Annotated in this window: 1 protein-coding gene; it reads right to left on the reverse strand. The window is 73.3% G+C overall.

Annotation, left to right across the window (positions count from 1 at the left end; translation table 11 throughout):
- On the reverse strand, positions 1–252 hold a 252-nt coding region (locus tag RZA33_RS19525), incomplete at its 3' end, for a hypothetical protein (RefSeq protein ID WP_317509830.1).
- Positions 253–266: the final 14 nt, after the last annotated feature.

A 266-nucleotide genomic window follows, 5' to 3' on the forward strand; every position in this document is an offset into this window, starting at 1 on the left:
GGAGCCCGGCTGGGCCATCTCGAAGGTGACGGCCGCGTCCGCGCCGATGTCGAAGCTTTTCCAGGCGTAGATGGCGCGCTGGCTGGCCTGCTGGATCAGCAGGTTGCGGCCATCGGCGCTGGTGGTCGGCTGGGCCTGGGTCTCGGGCTTGTTGCCGTAAACACGCCAGCCCGCGGCCGGCACCGGCAGTGCCGTGCGCGGCAGTGGCGGCGGCGCGGCAATCGGCGCCTGGGCCAGCGCGGCCAGCGGCATGCTCGTGGCCAGTG

It is taken from the genome of Halovibrio sp. HP20-59, from assembly GCF_033052795.2.
Classification (GTDB): Bacteria; Pseudomonadota; Gammaproteobacteria; order Pseudomonadales; family Halomonadaceae; genus Vreelandella.